6 protein-coding genes are annotated in these 21,077 nt (G+C 30.2%); 5 read left to right on the top strand and 1 reads right to left on the bottom strand.

Going from position 1 to position 21,077, the window contains the following annotated elements:
• The first annotated feature begins 58 nt into the window (after positions 1-58).
• The 3 genes from AABI72_RS04700 to AABI72_RS04690 all read left to right on the top strand — a co-directional run bounded on the left by AABI72_RS04700 (position 59) and on the right by AABI72_RS04690 (position 17,596).
• Positions 59-13,456: a hypothetical protein gene (locus AABI72_RS04700; RefSeq protein WP_338364911.1), complete on the top strand. Its 13,398-nt coding sequence runs from the start codon at positions 59-61 to the stop codon at positions 13,454-13,456.
• Between the two features lie 306 nt (positions 13,457-13,762).
• Entirely contained in the window at positions 13,763-14,599 is an 837-nt protein-coding gene (locus tag AABI72_RS04695) for a hypothetical protein (RefSeq protein WP_338364909.1), read from the top strand.
• A 93-nt stretch (positions 14,600-14,692) separates the two neighbouring features.
• Positions 14,693-17,596, top strand: a complete 2,904-nt coding sequence (locus AABI72_RS04690; protein ID WP_338364907.1) for a hypothetical protein — start codon at positions 14,693-14,695, stop codon at positions 17,594-17,596.
• Between the two features lie 16 nt (positions 17,597-17,612).
• Here AABI72_RS04690 and AABI72_RS04685 read toward each other — a convergent pair whose 3' ends face one another.
• Positions 17,613-17,972, bottom strand: coding sequence for a YraN family protein (locus AABI72_RS04685; RefSeq protein ID WP_338364905.1), 360 nt, complete (start codon positions 17,970-17,972; stop codon positions 17,613-17,615).
• 67 nt (positions 17,973-18,039) lie between these two features.
• Between AABI72_RS04685 and AABI72_RS04680 the strand changes: the two genes are divergently transcribed.
• Both AABI72_RS04680 and AABI72_RS04675 read left to right on the top strand, forming a co-directional pair.
• A complete protein-coding gene (locus AABI72_RS04680) occupies positions 18,040-18,978 on the top strand; it encodes an aspartate carbamoyltransferase catalytic subunit (protein ID WP_338364903.1) in 939 nt (312 codons plus the stop codon).
• Positions 18,979-19,069: 91 nt separating this feature from the next.
• Positions 19,070-21,049, top strand: coding sequence for a hypothetical protein (locus AABI72_RS04675; protein WP_338364901.1), 1,980 nt, complete (start codon positions 19,070-19,072; stop codon positions 21,047-21,049).
• Positions 21,050-21,077: the final 28 nt, after the last annotated feature.

Genomic DNA, 21,077 nt, shown 5'->3' with positions numbered 1-21,077 from the left:
TAATTATATAAGACAATATTCATACAAAAATGATTCTGTTGAGGATGTAGATGATGATATGGTTGATGGTTTTGGCTCACCACAAACAACAGAAAATCTGCAAAAAGAACTTTTAGAATATAAAACACAAATACTAGAAGGTAAAAATGCAGCATCTGCTGTTGATTTATTAACCCAAAAGCTGGAAAGTGTCGATATTGCAGATGATTCAAGTATCTTGGATGATCTTACAAGTGATGAAAATGATGAAAATTTAATAAAGTATTTAATTGAAAATAACTATCTAAAGTTAACATCTATACTTTTTAAAAATGATAAATTTATACCAAAAACACATAATGAGAAAAATAAGATGACATTGTTGTTAGTACATAATAAACCAGATGACCTAGAAAAATATACAGAAATTTTGCAGACTTTATTAAAAAAACAAAACCCTGTTGTTTGTCAAGATACTCAAGATACTGTATTGCACATTGTAGCAAGGCATGCTAGCCCAGAACAATTTGCATGCACTGTAAAATGCATGGATATGCAAAACACACAACAATTTAATGTAAAAAATAAAAAAGATGAAACTGTATTAGTGGCTGCTGCTAAAGCAGGAAATGTCAATACAGCTTGCAAGATTCTAGAATTAAGATCTGAAAAATTAACTATTGAGCATAGGGCAACTGATAGCACAGGAAATACTGCTCTACATTATGCACATACACTGGAAAATACAAAACTATTAAAAAGATTATTAGAGCAAATAACAACAGTACAAGATATTAAAAATTTTCTAGCTAAAAAAAATATTTATGGTCAAACAGCGTTTGATTTCTGCATCATCAATCAATCTAACACTAGAAATCTAGAGTTATTTATTGAGAAAATAATAAATATCCATGATCAACAAAATGAAGATGAATTATTAGATATTGTTGTTCAAATCATTGATAACGCCTTAAAACATAGAAACTATGAGGCATTAGATATCATTGCAGAGCAAAAAAATGCATTAGCACAACAAGCAATAAATCTTTCATGTAAAAAACTAAATGCAGAAGAAAACATCAGGTATGTTCATGGTCTTTTGCACTTGCTTTCATTTAATGCAAATACAGATAATCAAGAATTGCTTGCACAAGTTGCAATTAATATTTTAAATACAACACCTTCAGATATAAATAATGCTGCATTAGATAGCTTGCTAGAAAAGATAATTAGTACACTTGCAATGATTTCAGGCAATAATTTACAAAGAATTTTATATACTGCTATATCACACAATTGGAAAAAGACTGCTAACATGATGTTGGACAAAGAATACATTAGTTGGAATTCTTTGCTAGACATCTCAACATCAGTATCACTGTCAGCAGAAAGAAAAATGCTTATACCTGATTTGTTGCACAAAAATAGAGATAAAATAGCTATGTCTATAGACAGCTATCAAAAACAAAAATTTATGCAAGACTTCAAGCATCTGCTAGATTTAGCTATCAAACTTGATGAAGAACATTGTGTAGTCAATATTTTAAATAGCATACCTCAAAATATTTTGGCAGAATTTTTACTTATACAAGATGCTGATAACATTGAATATATTGTAAGGCTAGCCACACAATATAATAAGTTTTTTCACAGCTGGCAAAAAAAGGCATTTTATTGTGCAGCAATACAAAATGTTAAAAATCCAAGTGTTGATTGCATGGAAATAGTAGCAAAAAGTGCTATCCCTGATGCTGTTAAACTAGTATGTGCAAGAGATGATTGTAGTTGGGATGCCCTATTACATGAAATAAAAGGCAGTGATGATAAAGCAATAATAAATAAAATATTACATCTTCTTCACAAAGGAAGTGACTTTGTTAGAGCAATTAGCATGACTGATGCCCTGCTTAACCGAACTATGCTAATCAATTGCCTTACTCAAATGCCATTAACTTGTAGCGCATTGCAAGAAAATTATCAATATAAAAATGACAATAACAATGACACAGCTGCTGCAATTATCACAACCTTACTAAAATGTGAGATATCATTAAACACTACTATAACTAAATTTCTGGAATTAAATAATGATTATATTAAAGAACTTGCATGTGAACTAGTGTTGAAAATATTAGCAGGAAATACATTCTGCACAGAACAACAAATTAAAAATTTAATCAAAAATTTAAGATGTCTAGGGGTTAAAAATATTCAAGAATTATTTACTATAACTTTTGAAGATAGTGAATATTGCATAAGGAAACTTCCTGGTGACCATTCACAAACTAAAGAAGTAGAACTATATAGAAATAATTTTCATTGTCTTAACTGGTGTGCTGTGCATGAACTATGTAAAGAAAATCTAATAGATGATAAATGTATAAGAGAACTTACTAAACAACAACTGGAGCAACACCCACAAGATCATAAATTACTCCAATTTGTAAAGAACACACAGGAAAAATTAGAACAACAAAATTTAAATAATAATATTACTGAATATTTCTTATTTTTGGGAATAGATAATTTAGCTAAAGCAGCATTTATAAATAGAGACATAGAATTACTGCAAAAATTAACAGCTGTTGCACAAATAGAAAAAATTAATCAAAATATAACTACTGAATATAAAAGTCTTATGTCAGATGATGACTTACTTTCTGGTAGATTATTATTATTATGCAGAGTATTAGCTAAAGATACACCAGAGAATATTTTAGAATTTGCCCACAAAGTAAGTGAACCATTCCTTGAAACAGCACAATATGTAACTGCCAAACTTCAAAATGAAAAATTATCTAAGAAAGATTACACAGCTTCTGATGTGACAAATCTTTTAACAGAGCTGACAAAAAATAATAATACAGATCAAGCTAATGTAAGAGCTCAAATGGATTGCTTAAATGATGCTCTTTTATGTTTGAATGGTAGTAGCTCAGAAAAATTTGATCAATCTTTAATAAATGATGTAAGAAAAATGGCATCTCATTATGGAAAATCTGCCTTACATAACAATCTCATCAAATTATTAAATGAAGAATTTGACAAAGAAGATGAGTTGTTTTTATTGTCACTGCCAATATCTGCTGAATTTGCACTTGGCAATATGAAATATAAAAAAGTATCAACTGGAACAACAGTAGCGCAAGTAATCATTGAAGAATATGATGATATAGATATAGATAGTGCACAAACTGCATACAAACTATCAGATAGCCAAAAAAAGAGCGTAAAATCATCAACAAAAATTCCTGTTATAATTGCACATTTTTCTTCTAATTCATTACATAATAAGCATCAATATATTATGTCTATAGTTAATAAAGCTTATAGCAGTAATAGACTACCTGAACAAATAGATTACATACTAAACAACATTAGTGAACAAGACTTTCTTAAAATAATACTTAATAATGTAAGTGATACACAATTAATTAATAATGTATTATCAATCATGTGGGGAAGAACACATAAAGAGTGTACATCAAGCAATGAACCAAGTGATAATATACTTTATGCAATGCTGCTTGCTGAATCTACTGAATCAAAAGACTTGCAATCATATTTAAGGAATGTCATAGAACAAACAGATAGTAAACAAAAAATTGAATTATTAAAAAATTTATTTGATATTGAAGAGTGTATAGAGACTAGTCACTTTTATAGCGACTTAATACCTAAGTTATTAGATGGAGCAGACTATAATCAACTTGCTACAAGAATTTGTAGTGGTCATTTAGATATTGTAAAATTTGCAAAATACAATCCTGCTATTGCCATTATCTTAGTTCATGACTGCATTAATACTGATCATTATGGGTTAAAGTGTGCAATTTATGATAAACTAGCAGAAATGTTTCCACACTTTAGCACAGCAGCAGAAGGATGCATACAAGAAGTATTAAATATTATAGACCATAAAATTAATGTAGACTCTAGTGGCACACTATCATCATCACCACTACTACTGCATAATACAGTGCCACATAATGCTTGTCAGGAATTGTTACTATGGGAATATTTGCTCACTACTCCATCAATCAAGTTATCTGAAGAACTTATTACTAATATAGTTAACAATCTAATTAAGCTTAAAATTAAACAATCAAGTATTATACCCAAACTTGCAGTTTGTGCATTCAATAATTATGACAGACTAAATACATATGGAATCATAGAACCTATGATTAGTATTGCTAAAAAAGAACCATTTTTGTTTACAAAAAGCTGGAAAGATGTAGTTATTGCATTCATTAATGTTGCTGAAAATATTGAATCAATACGTGAATTCATTGAACATACTATTAACTCAACAGATATTAATCAAGTATTAGAAACTTTACAATACATTGGCTTAAACTATCGTGATAGTATAATTGTAAATCAAGTTATTGATTGCATAATGCAATACATTAAAAAACAAATAGATGGTAGTTATTGCAATGAAAATATAAAAGAAATAAACAAATATCTAAGACATATTACTCGTATACAACCTCATTGTTGGGATGGTGTAAAAGTACTTGTAAAAGCTGGAGTGCCATTAGAAAAATCTACACTAGAGTGTATAATCTCTGCTCTTTCTAGAGAAAAAATAGAGGATAAAGAAGATATAGTGCAAGAATTATTCAAGCAATCTTGTGTAGTAGATAATCTAGAAAATCTGTGCACTGCACAAAATGTTAATGTGCTACATGCATTACTCAAACAATTAAGTAATAAAAATTATAGACATATCTTAAATTCATTGCTACCTATGCATTCTTTCAATGTAGCTTTCTTGCATATACTTACTACAGCTAACAAAGAGATGTTAAATCACTTAATAAAATCTGGCATGCTCAAATATATAGTTGAAAATATTGATCTTAATCAAGGATATATAGAAGAAATATGCACTGCACTAATCTCTGAACCTGCAGATGATGCAGCAATAGATTTGGCAGTCTATTTAGCAAACAAATCAAATAATAAAAAAGCATTAATTCCACTGCATAAACCCATAACAGCTGAAACTATAAAAATAGCCAAAAAATTACCGCTATCTTTATTAGAATCCTTAGCTAATCAATCAGAGGAATGTGCAATTTTCTTAGCAAAATTAGTTGCAAAATCTTTACAACTAGATAGTAATGACAAGCAATTACTTGACTTATTAAACTCTGAGCATTTACGCCGTGCAAAATGGAAATATTCATATGATTATTATAGTGAACAATCAGATGATGTAACATTACTATCATATGCCTTAGAGAATCTCCAAGGAGTGAATATTTGTCCATTAATTGCAAAAAGGGCAAAATTAGCACTACCAGATAATTATTGTGCAATAACAAAATTATCAGAAAGAAAAGATATGAATGATCAAGTTACTACTGCTATTACTGCAAATCTTTTAAATAATAGAATGATTCCCATGCCTACTCCCAACAAACAAAACATTAGGGTACTTCTAGAATGTTTATCACTAATCTCAGCAAAAGATGACCAACTATCATTAATTCAAGATATAATCAATAATGCAGAAAAAATTAAAAAAGATATACTGTATCCACTATTAAATGAATATGCAAAGATTACATTGTCAATTAATAAAGATAAATTGACTGAACAACAAACTGCATATCTGAAAGATATGTGGGGAAAACATAGCATTGTATTTTCTGATATAGATTCATCAAAATATCCTGAATTAATGGTTTGCTTTATCTTGGAAAAACATGAATCATGTAATGTTGAAGATTGTATTTCAACACTACAATACATTCAACATATACAAAATGAACCTGCTGCAGTAAATGTCATTAATAAACTACTAGCAAAATTACAGTCTTCAATAAAATCATCACATGATTATAAAAAAATACCTGAATCAATGGATCAATGTGAAAGTGAAGATAGTAAAGTTAATTTCATGCATCACAATATATCAAGTACATTTGAACACTTAAAAAATAAAGAAAATTTTAAACTAGTATTAGAAAGAAACTCATGTTCTAAATGTTCTGAAATATTAAAAGCACTAAAAAAAGATCAAATTTTACTTTTAGTGGAGATGCATGTTGCTGATGATGCAATGTGTAAACTAATTGCTCAGCATAACTGTCATATGCTTATTGCTTATGCTGAAGAAAAAAATGATACAAGTTGTTTGGAATACATAAAAGAATCATGTGCTTGTGTTAATGATGCTGATATATTAGAGTTTGTACTAACATTTCTGGCAAAAAATAAGCCAGAACTATTGAATAAAATAACTAGTATAAATACAATAGATGCTGAATACATACTAAATATCTTTTCTAACACAGATAGTATAGATATTTTAAACACACTGTATAATTCTTTCTATGATGAATCTACTACAAAAAATAGCACAGATTATGTGCTTAGAATTATCCATGGCACAAGTTGCGAATGTCAAGATATTGACAAAAATATGGCAGAACTTGTTATAAATCAAACTGCTCAAATTCTAAGAAGCCATAATGTATGGTTATCAGAATATGCTGGAAAAACACTAACCACATGCATTACTCATGCAAAAAAAGGCAGCATCACTAAAGATGATTTATATACAATAATCTGTCATATAAATAAAGATAAAGATAGTGTAATAGAAATATTGAAGCTGTCTCACAATGCCACTCTATGGAAATTAGTACTAGAAAAATATCATCAAGATTATGGCGAATATTTATTTCAACAAATTGCAACAGAACTGCCAAAAAATGGTAGTTTACATAAAAAAGTTTACCATCTAATGCAACAAGATATTGCTGATGAAGCTAATAGTGCTGCTGCATTAGAATTGCAAAATGAATTACTTAAAATTGGTCTATGGGATCAGCAGCTTTTTGATACAGAAACATTGCTTGATTACTATAAAAAGTATCATTCTGCTGCAAAATTGTTTAGTACCTTATTACAAAAATTAAATTCCGCTCAGCTTGTTACAATACTAGAATATGAATTAGAAAATAATGGTAACAATATTGCGGAAATAGCAACAAGGCTAGGTGTTGTAGATATGCAATGTTTATGTGATCTTATAAATGGAATTAATTTATCAGATTGCATAAAACATGCCATCATTTCTGAAGAGGCCTCATGTGCACTATGTAAGCGCATATGTACAAAATATACAAACAATCAAGAAGTATTAGTAAATATAGCCAGTATATATAATGCTCTGAAAAACAATGATAAAAAACTTCTACTAGAGGTTTTAATAAAAAATGCATCAAAAGATCTTTGTCAATTTATAAAACAACTAAAACCAGAAGAATGTAATGCTCTAATGAGCATATTAAAAGATAGCACATTTACAGAAAGTTTTGTACAAGAAGTTATTGACCAAAAATTACTTAATAAATTAATAGAATACAAAGTACTCTTTGGCAACAAAAATATTGGAGATTCAAAATTATTAAAATTACTAGAGACAATATTATTAAGTAAAAACGCTACTTATAACGATAAATGTTCTGCACTAAATCTTAGTTTAGATGAACGTCATGAATTATTGTTACGTTTACTGAAAAATCCCAATGTATCTCACTTTGATCAGTATATTAAAGACTTACCAAGCAGCTTACCTAAAATAATAACACCTGATCATATTATAACAGCTTTAGAGCATAATTACCCTGACACAGCTATACGTGAGCTAATAAAACTAATAGATACTAACTGTATGCTCACTGCTAAACAGAGGCAAGAATTACTATCAGCTGTATGTTCACATAATAATCCTTCTTTTATAAAAGATCTGCTTTCTATATACAATCTTTCTTTAAACAAAAGCTATCTTTTACAAATGGTTCAAAATGGAAATGCTCTATACTTAGATGAGCTTACTGAAGCAATAAATGATGCATTACAAGAAGATGATGAGCCATTCCTGCTATTACATAACATTGCTACAGTAAGAACAGATAATGCCCCTAGAAAGCTAGGTTATCTGTCAGAAAGATTTGATATTGACACAAAAAATCGCAATGGAAGAACTGCATTAATGCTTGCTTTAGAGCATGATAATGCTACAGCCTTTACACTCATGCTAAATCTTGGTGCCAAAATAACAGCAAATGTAATGCAACATCTGCATAACTCTAATAATTTAAAATATATAAAACTCATATCTTGCAAAGCATATCAATGCAGAATGCTACTTCATAAAGCAATAGAGCTAAAATGGCATGATGCAATTAATTTAGCATTGAACTACTCTTATGGAATTGACAGATCATTGCTATGGGCAGCAATACAATCAAATGATACAGGAATACTTAATGCAATATTAAATGCAAATGTAACAGTAGATCAAAAAATGCTGAGAAGTATAAGCAGTATATTGGAAGAAAATAGTAACATTAGTGACGATATGCTTAAAGCATTTAATGAATATGCTATTCAAGCATTCACAATAAGTGGTGAATCATCAGAAGAATTAATACAAATACTATTATACAGCTCAGACTCAACAAAGTTAAAAGAATACTTTGAAGCTATAGTTGATAAACAAAGTGAAAATCAAGCTATTGCTTTACTAAAAAATTACTACAAAGTAGATAGGTGGTGTGCACCAGATGCAATTAATGCATTTCCTTTGCATAAGTTACATGATAGAAATTCTTTTGAAGCATTAAAACAAATAATACAAGATGCCATCACAAGCCAGACAGCAGAAGAAAATGTTGCTACATGGCAACAACTTGACAATCTAATTAATGAATGCATTGTAGTAATTGATGATCCAGTAAAATTTGCCTTAAAGCAAATAGAAATGAAACTTGATAGTAAAACACTGGGACTATCAAATATAGAAGCAGCTGATCTTAGATCCAAACTAATGCTATTAGCCAATGAATCTACTTACAATGAGAATGATTTTGAACAATTATTGCAACAAAGGCAATACATGAGTCAAGTGGTGCAATGCATTAAACATGATAAAGGATGTACTTGTATTGCTGAAAATCTTCAGAAAGAAGAGGCATTGGGTCTTGCATTAGAATCTGACAATGTGAATCTTTATATAGCTTTAGAAAAAAGGCATACTGACCTCAATATTAGTGGTGTAATTCCACAAGTCTTTAGTTATAGTGCAGCAAAAATCTTCAATTATTTACTACAAAGTAAAACATATAAACCAGAATTTTTTCTTACAGCTTTAATGGAGCAATTGCAAACAACAAACCGCAAAGATAAAAATAAAGTATCATCTTTTGCAGTTATTGCATTGCCTTTGATTGCTCAATGCATGCATGATAACAACTTTACAAATTGTGAAACAATAAATAAATTTTTAAAAAATAAAAATATTCATATCCATGTCAGAGTAGCATTTGCACATTGTTTAATTGATAAACACCAAGATATCCTCAATGAATGCTGTGAAGCATTGCTGTTGTTAAATGATGAAAGTATTACTAAAAAACTGGCAGGAATTAATGAGCTAAATGCTGAAATAATAGCTGTAATGGAGCATGATTTACTTAAACTAACTACTGATAACTTAAAAAAACTGCATAAATTCAAAAACAAATTGACATTAAAACACGATGCTGTGTGTGAAAAACAATATTTAGCAGAGAGCATTCCTTCTGAAGATGAGAAAAAGTCTGTGCATCTAAAAAAAATGCTTAGTGAGGTAGAAGAAGATGTAGATACATCTCTAGATGCATTCCTAGATGCATGGAATGTACATACAGATGATGAAAAACTTACAAGACAATTAGTATTAACATGTGTTAAGCGCCATAGAATTATGCAAGATGAAGCAGCAATACTTAAAGCTATAGAGCTACTTTATAATAAAAACTTATATGACCAACTAAGTATATTCTTTAGTAAAACTGATCATTGCAGAAAAAATGCAGCAGAATCTCTCCTAGACAACAATAAAGAAAAATTATTGATTGAAATAGCTATGGATATAGAACTACCACCAATGACTCTGGCTAAGATTGCTGAAAGTGTAGAATGCAAAGCATTAGTCAAAATTGCAGTAAATAAGAGTAATTTTATTAAAATATTAAAATGCCTGACAAATCAAAAATCAGAAAAACTTAACAATATTGTTATTGAATTCACTAATAAATATAAAATTGATGCCAGAGAAGATTTCCATGAAGGTATGGTGTACTGCATATTAAATAATGCTGAACTTGTAAGGCATGTTGAAAGCAGTCAAATAACATGCTTAACCTTAACTAAAGTTAACAGCAATGATTTTTATAATGCACTAACAAATCTTACATGTTGTGTCAATACAGATAATGGGTATGAATTCACTAAGAGATTTATTAATGACAACACAGAGCATTTTACTGCTTTAAAGCTGGAAGATAGAATTAAATTATTATCTTTATTGCTCAACAATAAGCATATTCAAGACAGAAATAACCCACAATACACTTCATTAGTAACACTATTGGTTGATCATGGCAAAAATGAGTGTTACACAAAATTTAATGAAATGTGTACAAGAATACATAGTGAGCGAGAAAATATTATTCAAAACTTACAAAGCCTTGATGAACATACTGCATTTAGTAAAGCATTTTTAAAAAGACTTGAGCTAATACAAGCTGTACATAACAAAAATGGAGAAATCCTTAATTGTCAAAATACAATTAGTGAAGAATATAGAAAATATGCACCTGATTTATATGATGAATATCAAGCTGCTAAAAAACAAACATCTGAATCAGAGTCAAATGAGTCATTAGCTACATTAATAAACAAAGAAAAAGAATTGTTTAATGAGTGCTGGAAATGCTGGGATGAAAAAAATAGCTATACTCCATGTGAATTACCAGTAGATAATCATACAATAGTATTATGCAAAGCTATTGAAAATCATGAACCATTAGTAGTTATTGATAATTTATTAAAATTAATACTTCCTGCATCCAATGCAGATACTCATCAACCAATATTATATGCATTGCATGAAGGTAATGCAGATGCTGCTTTGCTCATGATTAGATCATTAAAAGATAGAGAAAAATACAAACCTCCAGCTGTCCTTCTTGATCAAATAATAAGAAATGCTCTAGAAGCAGAAGAAATTACTGATGAAACATTTATGGATATAGCACATAATACTGCTGCTATTTGGGGAAAGGAAAAATTGGCTGTGGTGTATATACAGCCTGCTGATAAAGGCACTGTGCTTACTACAATTATGGAAAAATACAAGGGTTCAGAAAAACTGAGTGATATATTAAGTGCAGCTAATTGTAAAGTTTTAGCTGAGCACATAAGCAAAACTGATAAAGATGGCAACAACACTTTACATACCTTAGCTAAGCAAAACAATTCTCATGCAATGCAAGTATTAGTTGATATTCATGCAGTTAAACCTGATGCTTACCTAGCCTTAGATAAGACTGGCAAAAACCCAGTGATGACTAGTTGCACTAATGATCCAGATATAATTCAACTTTTCATAAATATGGCAGATAAATCACCTGATTTAAGGGATACTTTTGCACAAATGGAATTTAGAGATTACTGCATTGCTGTTGATGATAGTGCTAAATGTAAAACAGAACAATTTAATAATACAACTCAAAAGACATATGCTAATGCAGTATGTAAATGGCCAAAATATTTTACTATAGGTAAATGGACAGAAGGTCAAATTAAGCATCAAATGCTGCAAAACCTAGCTACAAATAAACTGGATAAATCTGTACTGGATGACATCATTAAATCAGAAGCACTTGAAGCAAGAGACTTCTTGAAGAATACTGACATCATTAAAAAAGCAATAGAAAATAAAAATAAACTAGCAGTTGTAGCAATAGAAAAAATCAAATCTTGCACTAGCTGTATTACAAATCATGATAATACATCACTGAAACAAATATTAGATGCAGTTATAACACATGGTGGCATAGACAATATACAAGTATTACTTAACACGGTGTTTATAATTGATGAGCTAGATAACCCTATGCATGAAGATACTGTTAGTACAAAATTTTTTGAAAAAATTATTAAACAATTATTTACAAATAAACACTATGATTTGGCAGTTCCATTAACACTATTAACAACATCTAAAGCAAAAGGAGTGCTATCAGCTTACACAACAATAGAAAGTCTTGCTAAGCAAGATATGCAAGAATCTTTGCTTTATGTAATAAAAACAAATTCTATTAAAAATGAATATATTCAACAAATTATAGATGATTATCCTGATGAAATTAAAAACTGGTCAGATAGTAGTGATGGCAATACATTACTACATGTTGCTGCATTAGCAAACAATACAGAATTGCTAGAAATGTTATGCAAAGCAGAATGTGATCCAAATAAAACAAACAATGATGGTAAAAAACCAGCTGATTTATCTTCAGATAAAAAAGCATTAAAAATCTTAGAAGATAATAAAAAGAAACCTATTGTCAAGAAGCATAAAAGTACAACTAAAACCATATTATATGCTACAGTTGATACCAATGCTAATGACCAGACATTAGAAATGAAAGAAGAATCCAGCAGTATTGATACTATAGCAAAGTTATATGAACCACATAAAACAACACCTCAATCAACAGCCAGCACTAATTTATTAATGCAAAAACTAAGTTGGAAAAATTTAATGCCTGCAATTGATCAAGGCACTGCTAGAAAAATAAGTGTAAATATAGAAAAATTACATGATGAAAAAGAAAAAAAAATGATATGGAATAAAGGCAAAAAATATTTACAATTCATGCTTGAAGAATTACTGACATTACATGATGACAGCAAGCCTACTGTTAGTGCTAATATGAGATACCAAGATCTTGTAAAAAATCAGGTTGAAGAAAACATTGATAATGAATGTGAACAAGGCATCTTCAGAGCTATCTCTTGTGCAACAAGAACACTGCTCTTTACAATCTCAAAAGCCACAAAAGTAATGACTAAAATCAAAACAATTAGCAGATGGGCTTTTGCAATGCTTTGTTCTGTGATTCACATCTTTCCAAGTACAGGCAATAGTGTGGCAAAAAGTATTGCATCAACAACTAAATCAGTACTTAAAGATAATGCAAGCAAAGAAAGCATAGGGCAATATCATAATGAAACATTAGCTAGTGAAACAACAGCAGAAACTATTATTAAAGCATTAAAAGAAAGCTGTGAGAAGCTAGTAAAATGCACGGAAGATAGCATAGTTCACAGCATAGATAAAGAAGATTCTGAATACATGCTGCTGTCAGTTAGAGAAAGTGATAAACAAGATGCATGGGGGATAAAAATTACATTAGCACCAGAATTGTTGCAAGACATGAAAATAGATCAAAATAGGCAGGCAGCTAAAGCACTAAACAAAACACTCAGTAGCGAAGAAATGAAAATGCTGGGGCTAATCAAGCTGCCCACACAAACTCAAACAATAGTTAACAAAGCACAAGCACAACAACTTTATATGCATCATCAACAATTAATACCTGTAGCTACTGGAGCATAACCTGTTGCAAATAGAGTTTTAATAATTCAACACCATCCAATGAGCATCATTTCACTCATTGGATGATTATTCTTAATACATAGCAATCAAAAATTTAACCAATATTCAAAAAGTGATTAATATAAATTTATATTGTTATAAAAATAAAAAGATTAAATCATACAGTCATATGTGTCATATTACACACTATTCAAAACTTAATCTATGTCATCAACTGACTCTGGTTTTGACATTAAAAAAAACATGCTATAAATTCATACATCAAAAAAATAAAATAGTTAAAATTTAAATAATAAAATTATAATTATGGGCATGCAAGATAATGATAGTGACCAACTAAAGAGCAGCACTACAACAAAATCTGTATTTAAAACACAGGATATAACTAAAATAGAAAGTCCTACACAAATACTACAAACAGTATTCTCGGAATCAATTATTCAAGAACTACAAGATAGTCATCCAAAAATTTTTTGTAACAATCAAGCTGATCGAACCCAATTAAAAAAACTTAGCCTATCTTGTGTGTCTTACATAGGTGAATTAATGCATAATATAAGTGATATTGACAAATATAACAGCAACTGCCCTTACTCCATGCATATTATTATGCAAAAAATTAAAGAAGATCCTGTTGATTTTTATGACAAACTATATACTAGGCTATTTGAAATATATGAACAAAATGAAACCAATATGCTATGGCAACTTATACAGGCCATAGTACTATGCATTGACTTCATATTTCTATTTTTTCAAGCTTTATTTAATGCAACTAACATAATAGAAGAAAAAGCAAAAAAAATTGCAGAAAAATTGGAGCAACAAGAATCTTTGGCAATTTGTGAAATACTACAAGAAACAGATTGGCATTTTGCAGTGTTAAATGATTTAGATAGCATAATTGTCAAACTCATAGAAAAAATAAAAAACCAGGAAATAGAAACAGTAGACAGCCAACCAATAAAAAAACAGGTTGTTTATATTGGTGATGGTGATGGTGAAAAATACATTATACTACCACTTGCAATAAGCTCAGAACATGCTAAAAAAATTAGCACAACAGATAGTTGTATCAAAGAATGTTCTGTGCTGCCAATAAATACAAATACACCCAATAATAGCAAATATGTAACAACATAAAGTTATTAAACATAAAATAATTGCAAAAAGATTTACTTTATAAAAATCTATGTTATTATTTAGTAATAATAAATAATATATCAAACATGCATTATGCCTAATCAGCACACACCAAGCACCATGCAAGCTACTTCACACCATGAAACTGTTAAAAAAATTATTACAAAACTTTCAAAAAAGCTTAGCAGCTGTATTCAACCTAAAGAATCTAACCCCTCTGTCTATAACCAAAGATATAAAAATATACATACTATCTATAACAATATAAAAACCATTGCCACATCTATTGATCCCAGGTTTAAAAATAGAACAAAAACAGCTGCCAGTTTATCTGATAATGACAAACAAAGACTAGAAGTACTCTGTGGTAAAATAAGAAATAGCAAAGGTTTAACAACATTAGACTACACTGAGAGCATAGGATTTTTTATTCAAATAATTGCAGAAATAGGATGTCAAGCTAATAAAGAGATATCAGCTCATCTTAAAATGTTTACAGAAGCTGTATTAGAATCATATTTATATGGACTTGATACTACACTACACTCTGATTTTCTAAATCTAATAACAAAGGTGGCAGAATCATATAATAATGGTTGTATAAATAAAGAATCAAAAAACTCAATCATTGCAATAGCTTTAGCATTAATTATAACACCACTGAAAAATTTAAAAAGAATAATAGAAAAACCATGTGGTAGAACAGCTGCAGATCTTTTGCACTGCAGCCATGCAGATGCAATTAATGATGCTATTTATTCCCTTAAAAAAAGATTGGTAAATATTGCTGACATATCCATTGGTGCATATCCATTAGTACCATGTTTTAGCATAGATGTATTGGTAGAAATGAGTAAGTCCTTGGAGCAAGAACCATCATATTCAACCACAAAGCCTTGGGAAGATTGTGAAGAAGCAACATCTAGTGCTACATTGGTTGGTCAACCTACATCCAGTACATATGATCCATTAAAAAAACTACTACAACTTATAAGATCAGATGAAGCTGCAAGTCCAAAAGATCAGGAATGGCTTAAATGCATTGTATTAACTGCATCTTCTGCTAGCGTATATCTAAAATTTGAACATAGCCTATCTGCAGAAAGTTTATGGAGTGCACTCAATCCAAACAAAATTGATAGACTTAATGAAGCATCTGCTGAAACACAAAGACTGTATTATGATGCAGCTCAAGAAGTTCAAAAAAGTAAGTTCTGGCAAAAACTAGACTTCTCCAATGCTGACTTATCAATTGAAAAATTAACTAAACACCTTCCTCTAAAAAAAGAGAAGAAATGTGCAGAAAATATTGATATTGGACATTATAGTGTGCAACACCAACCACTCATACCTAGTCAAGCAGATTCATTATCTATATATTATGGATTTGCAGTTGATTGCATCACACTTCATGATATAGAAACAACAGATCTCAAAGAATCAAAAACAAGAGTTATTGCTGAATTCTTACAAAAAATTGGATGTATTCCATTAGAAACAGCAGATAAAAAAACATACTCTTTTATTTTTACACTTGGAAATAGATTCAATATCCCTAGAGTAATGTCTAGTTTAGTTAAAAAAGCAATGATTATGGCTATTTTAGACAATCTAGAATATGTCAATGAAATAAGAGGAGAAAAATGTGAGTGGTCTGAGGAACAAATCAGATCTGCAAAAGTATTTGTAAAAGCAAACACAAGCAAAACATCAGAAAAAGATAGCTTATCAGAATTCTCATGTCTAGAGGAATATTGCACAACAAAGCAAACACTCCCTGTGATCAAAGATTTATGTAGGAAGCTTGACCTATTTATGTATAAAGCTATTTACCCTGGTAACCCAAGTTTTGCATACACTATAGGTAATTTCTTTGCTAAAACATCCTTAGATACTATATTTGCAGATATGGTTAACAATAAGAATCATGGCCATACATCAATTGCACCAGAAAAACTATCTACCATGCTAAGTGAAGTAGATACAAAAGATGATACAGTAGATAAATGGGAAAATTTAGCAAAACCAAGTCAACAAACAATAGGAGATAGTAGTGATAAACATAGCTCATATTCTATGACTGATTGGCATGATTATATGCTTATTTCACCAGAATCTACTGATGCATTAGAAAATATTATGCTCTATCTCTCACCATGTTTTTTGGCAAAAATAGGCATTGTACCGGACAATTTATCTAAAACAGAATTATGTGTGCTAATAGATTTGATTAATACTATAAACTACTATGCAAGAAAATCTAGAGACAATAATGTGACAATAAATTTAACAGACATTGAGTCTATGATGGTTGCATTAAGTGTTACAAATCATAGTAGTTCACATAATAAAACAATATTAAAATTATTTAAAAAATTACTAAGTGTTAGTAACAAAAAATTTTCTGATTTCTTTAGTGCAATACTTTTTGCTATAGTTTGCTGTTTTAATAGTGATGGTAAATTAACGTTTACAGATTATCTTATATCAAACATCTTAGAAAACTTTAGATCTGCTGAAAAAGGACGTGATTGTTTATATGAGACAATATCCACAGACAGAACAATTCCTGCCAGCATGCTAACTACAGTTAGTGCTGAACTTGGCCAGCTTACTGATGCCCCAGTTGATTTATGCATTATCATTGAAGATGGCAAGAAAAATATTTTTGATAAATATAACCTTGGGTGTTTTTCATTTAGCATTCCAAGAAGTGAGTCATCATTAACAAAACAAGAAAAAAATAATGCTACAAATATTAAAGTAGGAACTGGATTTCATAAAAAATATCAAGAATTGGCAGTTGCAGCTTTAAATAAAACAGCCGGTATTGCTAATATGTCAAGAAGAATGGCAATGGTAAGTGATAGTGAAATTTTTCGTGAAGCATGTAATGCAGTCACAAGTCCAGAAGAAGAGCCAGATACTAATATAGTACAATCTCATACAACTCCATTACATGAACCTGAATCACCTGGAATTGCTGTTTATGCATAGCATAATCTAGAAGATTTTATAATTGTGTAATGTTTTTAATATGATGAAAATGCCAGAATCCATTAACATAGAATATATCAAACCTTATATTTTTAACATAGCTTTTATATCTATTCTCATAAAGAAAAAACATTGCACTATGCTTTATTCTATTAAACTGCTTCTTGCTTAATAGTTCAAAACTATCAAGCTTCTTTCTAGCTTTTACTTCTACAAAAACTAATTCCATGCCCTTAGTTGCCACAATATCTATTTCACCATATGAGCTACGATATCTTCTAGCAACTATTCTATAAAAGGAAAGCCAAAGTATTGCTATAACAAATAATTCAGCATATATACCATACAGATAGCTCAACTGTTTTTTTGTCTTCATAAAAAATCTTTTTTTAACGTGTAAGATGTCAGTAAATACTTTATAATACAAGAAAATTTATGCTGCAATGTTACATTTTTTATCTATAAAAGACTTAAGCAAAAAAGATATAAACAATCTAGTTGTCAAAGCTATACAATACTATCATGATAATCAATTTGAGCCAATATTAACTGATAAAATAATTATCAATCTTTTTCTTGAGCCATCAACCAGAACACTCACATCTTTTTCAATAGCTGCATATAAATTAGGTGCAAATGTGATAAATTTCAATCCAAGCACAAGCTCTTTACAAAAAGATGAAAGCATTGTAGACACAATTCAATCAATAGCTGCCATGGATCCTGATATGCTAATCATCAGAAGCAGTGAGAATGATCTATCTAAAATAACAAGCAAGTACTGCCATAATTTCTCAGTGATAAATGCAGGCAGTGGAACAACTAATCACCCCACTCAAGCATTATTAGACTTAGCAACCATCATGCTGTATAAAAAAAATATTAAGAATCTAAATGTTGCAATATGTGGCAATACACTGTTAAGCAGAGTTGCAAACTCCAATATAAATCTACTGTCCATGTTTGGCGCCAATATAACCATAATTTCACCACCTGCATTAACAACAAAAAATATAACAGAAAATATAACTGTAGCCCATCACCTGAATCCCAATCTAATAGCTGAGCAAGATGTATTGATGATCTTGCGACCTCAAGAGGAAAGAATGATGATCTTAGAACCTCAATATAATAAGGAAAGAATTAAAGCTCACATCTATAGTAGCAAAAAAGATTTATATAAAAAATTAAAAATAAATCAAATAACACCTACAACTCTGCTAAACTTAAAAAAAGATGCCATAATAATGCACCCAGGGCCAGTTAACAAAAATGTTGAAGTAATGGAAAGTGTTTTATCTGATGATCGTGTAGTTATCAACAATCAGGTAAAAATGGGAGTGTGCATGCGTAAAGCCATACTAAAACACATATTAGTGTAAAACTATACATTATTAAAAACAGTATGCAAAATAAACAAAAATTAATCTTTTATGTTTAAAATATTTATACATAATATATAAATATCAAACAATGGCTGGTAGACACGATAGTGTAAATGTAGTTACAGACAAAATGACCACAGAAAAAATGGTGCAGGCTTATGCACCTATTGATTCTGCCAATGCAGCAAATTTATTTGGCAAGGCAGAAGCTGGTAATCAAGCAGCAAAACAACACTTAGTAAATCAGTATGTAGAAAAAGGAGCAACACCTGAACAACAAGAAAAAGCTTTACAAGCTTTATACAAAACAACAATAGAGCCAGATAAAGCATTAAAAGAAGAATTTGATCGTGGATATAAACAGCAACAAAACAAATCAGAGCAACTGACTCAAATGGCCAATCGTGAACGTGCTGCTGCTCAAAAACAACAAGCCTACCGCAGCAAAGAAGATAAAATGGCAAGCAAACAAACTGTTGAGGAAGTAGTAAAAACCGAAAAAAAGGATATAGAAGCCCGAAAAAGCAATATACAAACAGAAGCAAAAGCAGCCAAGTTAGCTGCAAAACAGGCAATAAAAGAAAGCAAAAGAGACTACAATCTTGCAAAAAAACAGGCAAGTGAAGAAAAAAAACAAATTAAAAAAATACCTAAAAAAATAAACAAAATTGATAAACGTACTGAAAAGAGTGCAGAAAAAATTGTCAAAGAATCTGAGAAAAAAAAGAAAAATATAGCTAAAAATGTATCAAAATCTATAAAGCAAGATACAAAAGCAGCTGTTGCTAATGCAAAAAAAGAGAAAGCTAGATTAAAGGCAAAAGCTGCACTTACCCAAAAAGAGCTAGAAAAAACTAATAAAAAACTGGAGAAAACAAACAAAGCAATATCCAAAGCGGCAAACAAGGAATTAGATAGTGAAAAACTTACAAAATTAAGAAATGATCAAGCAGAATTGCAAAAAAAACAAGAACATCTTAGTGATAGTCTTGTAGACTCACGTAAAGAATTAAAGGACATTAGTATAAAACAAACAAAACAAGATATACAAAACAGCAAACAAGCACGTATCAACAATGCTGAAGAAAAAATAAATAAAGAAAAAGTAGCAAGTATTGAAAAATTACACAATGATGCTATAAATGAAAAAAATAATATACTGAATAAAAAAACACAACAAAATAAAACTCAAACTACTGAGGCAAGTCAAGAAAAACCTCAGCAAACACAACCAGAATTAGCAACAAAATCTGAACCAAGAAGACCACTTCCTCCAGTACCACAACAGCAAGTAGACAATGAGCAAAGCAAAACCACCACTCAACAGACACAACAAGCAGCAAAAAATGAAAAATCAGCAGACACAAAAAGTGTTGCCGATACTCCACCTCCTATTCCACCAAGAAATCCAAGCTATAAGGAAAATGTGCATCAAGATACAAATAAAGTCAATGCACAGGATATTCAAGAAAAATCAGCAGACAAAAAGAGTGTTGCCGATACTCCACCTCCTATTCCACCAAGAAATCCAAGCTATAAGGAAAATGTGCATCAAGATAGCAAGCAATCAACAGCATCATTAGCAGAACCAAAACCAGACCATCCTTTAAGAGAGGGTAATAAAATTACAGATGCTAACAAAGCACAATCATCATCAAGCTTAAATACAGATGCTGTTAGCAGAGTGCAAGAAGTAGCAAAGTCTCAATCATCAGCATTACCAGAACCAAAACCAGACTATCCTTTAAGAGAAGGTAATAAAATTACAGATGATAGCAAAGCACAAACAACAACCATAGAGCATGATAAATCAACAAAACAAGTTAATGAACAAAAAAATGAAACAATAAAACACACCTCACAAAAAGAAACCACTACAGAAGAATTAAAAAATTTAAGAAATAGTGGTATAGTAAAAGCCATGAGTACTGCATCAACAAAAGATATGGGAAATATCATATCTGGTATGGGCAAGATGTCATTACAAGCAGACGTGAAAGACAGTGCAAATGTCTCCCCATCTTCAACTGGACAATCCAAAGATGCTAATAAAAAAATGGAGAGATAACAGTAAGAAAAAATAACTTATCAACCAT

The organism is Candidatus Xenohaliotis californiensis, assembly GCF_963930935.1.
Classification (GTDB): domain Bacteria; phylum Pseudomonadota; class Alphaproteobacteria; order Rickettsiales; family CAWVOK01; genus Xenohaliotis; species Xenohaliotis californiensis.
This window is presented reverse-complemented; position numbering and strand designations above follow the sequence as displayed.

Coding starts and splice junctions, on each gene's coding strand:
- AABI72_RS04700 (WP_338364911.1), top strand. CDS start 59: ATGGTTGATGGTTTTGGCTCACCACAAACAACAGAAAATCTGCAAAAA.
- AABI72_RS04695 (WP_338364909.1), top strand. CDS start 13,763: ATGGGCATGCAAGATAATGATAGTGACCAACTAAAGAGCAGCACTACA.
- AABI72_RS04690 (WP_338364907.1), top strand. CDS start 14,693: ATGCCTAATCAGCACACACCAAGCACCATGCAAGCTACTTCACACCAT.
- AABI72_RS04685 (WP_338364905.1), bottom strand. CDS start 17,972: ATGAAGACAAAAAAACAGTTGAGCTATCTGTATGGTATATATGCTGAA.
- AABI72_RS04680 (WP_338364903.1), top strand. CDS start 18,040: ATGTTACATTTTTTATCTATAAAAGACTTAAGCAAAAAAGATATAAAC.
- AABI72_RS04675 (WP_338364901.1), top strand. CDS start 19,070: ATGGCTGGTAGACACGATAGTGTAAATGTAGTTACAGACAAAATGACC.